Origin of the sequence: Ohessyouella blattaphilus (assembly GCF_024721265.1) — a bacterium.
GTDB classification, from domain to species: domain Bacteria; phylum Bacillota; class Clostridia; order Lachnospirales; family Lachnospiraceae; genus Aequitasia; species Aequitasia blattaphilus_A.
In genome coordinates, this window is record NZ_JAMXOC010000066.1 from 1 (window position 1) to 1,912 (window position 1,912).

The window sequence follows — 1,912 nt, forward strand, 5'->3', positions numbered from 1 at the left end:
ATTCCTCCCCACCTAAGTTTTAGATGGGGTATCCTTGCTATAAAAAAGATGAAAAATATCGCCATCTTACTGGCTGCAGGAAGCGGCTCGCGGATGCAAATGCTGGAGAAGAAACAGTTTGCCAAAATCTTAGGAAAGCCGGTTATCTACTATAGTTTAGCGGCTTTTGAAGCTTCTCCTTGTATCGATCAGGTAATTATTGTAGCGGAAAAAGAATTCTTTTCTTTTATAAAAGAACAAATAATCTTTAAATATAACTTTAAAAAGGTAGTGATGCTAACTGAAGGCGGCAAGGAACGCTTCCACTCAGTGTGGAATGGTCTACAGCTTTTAAAGGATCAGTCCGGCTACGTCTTTATCCACGACAGTGCCAGACCCATGATCGATGAAGATATTATTCGGCGTAATCTGGAGGCGGTTAAGGAACACGGAGCCTGTGTTACCGGAATGCCGGCAAAAGACACGCTGAAGATAAGCGATAGTGATGGCTTTGTAGAAAGCACTCCTGATAGAAGTCACTTATGGACAATCCAAACGCCACAAACATTCGCAGTTGAGATTGCTTACCAAGCTTTCAATAAATTGATGGAATCAGATGCTACAGGCATTACCGATGACGCCATGGTGGTGGAACGGATGCTGGGTAAGCCGGTCAAGCTAGTAGAAGGCTCTTATGAAAACATCAAAATCACGACTTCTGAGGATATGCTGGTTGCTAGGTGTTTTCTAGAAAACCGGGAATTATGCGAAATGGAGGAATAATTCCAAGGAATTTTACATAAAATGCAAGTATCTTGTTGACGTGAAATTCGGAATATGCTAAAATACAAAATGTCGCGAAAAGCGATAATGGAGAGGTATCGAAGTGGTCATAACGAGGCGGTCTTGAAAACCGTTTGTCCGAGAGGGCGCGTGGGTTCGAATCCCACCCTCTCCGTTCTAAGAGTCTAGTGTTTGCTAGGCTCTTTTAATTTTATGCTGCATCATTTTGAAATTGTTTATAGCAAAAGAGCGAGCAACAGAAGTTACCCGCTCTAAACGCCTGAATGAAATAGGTGGGGTGACATTCCCACATCTCTTTAAAGACCACAAGGGCGTGACGGCTGCCTGTTCCGTCCTCTGCTTTCATTCGTTGGTAAGTACATTATACAATAATTTTTCATATTGTCAAATTTCCTTTGGATATTCCCATGCGCGTTTCTTGATTAAATAGTCACTAAGCTGAGCATCAGTTATAGGATACATTGTACGTACAGCAAGTCGCCCATCCGTGGTTATTCGCACCGCAACGGAAATATTTTGAGTGTATGTTTTAATAAAAGATATGCTATTTCGTTTAGGGTGAATACTTACATAATCGGGCTGACAGATAATGTCAGGTATATCTTCTAAACATGTCAAGTAGAGGGCATCGCTAAAGAAGTCATCTTTATGTAACTCAATATGCTGCAAACGATCCTTCCAAAATAGAATGTCTTTTTTCTTTGCTAAAAGGGAGCCTATTTGCGGATCTTTATCTGTAACGAATGCAATTAAATCGTCAGGCAAAGTACCTAAGGAAAGACATTTTGTATTAGATTTTATAAGGTCTAAAATATTCAATGACTTCCTCCTAAAAGTCCCTCTTAATGCAATAACTCTTCCAATTGATTATCATTAATTTGTAGCTGTTATTACGGGAGTTTTAATATGTGTATGTAGGGAATAAACTCGTTAAATGTTCTGTTCTTATTTATATTACTTAAATGAAAAATTAAATTCCAGCAATCTCTAACCGTAGTAAATCTGCGGAAGTAACTTCTGTTTTGCACCTTAACAAATTCATATATTTGTCGTATAATTAACCTAGAAGCACCAAAAATGTAAGCTTTACTGCATGCCAAACGGGCATCTGAAAATAGTGTGCGAGACT

2 protein-coding genes and 1 tRNA gene are annotated in these 1,912 nt (G+C 39.3%); 2 read left to right on the top strand and 1 reads right to left on the bottom strand.

The annotated features are described in order from the left end of the window. The coding region (gene ispD / locus NHH16_RS15305) for a 2-C-methyl-D-erythritol 4-phosphate cytidylyltransferase (RefSeq protein WP_316043943.1) at positions 1-762 on the top strand (762 nt) is incomplete at its 5' end. Positions 763-851: 89 nt separating this feature from the next. Continuing rightward, positions 852-937: transfer RNA gene (locus NHH16_RS15310), tRNA-Ser, on the top strand. A 230-nt stretch (positions 938-1,167) separates the two neighbouring features. On the opposite strand, the gene NHH16_RS15315 is transcribed toward NHH16_RS15310, so the two are convergent. Next, complete coding sequence (locus tag NHH16_RS15315; RefSeq protein WP_262070457.1) at positions 1,168-1,602, bottom strand: PBECR3 domain-containing polyvalent protein; 435 nt, start codon at positions 1,600-1,602, stop codon at positions 1,168-1,170. Positions 1,603-1,912 lie beyond the last annotated feature (310 nt).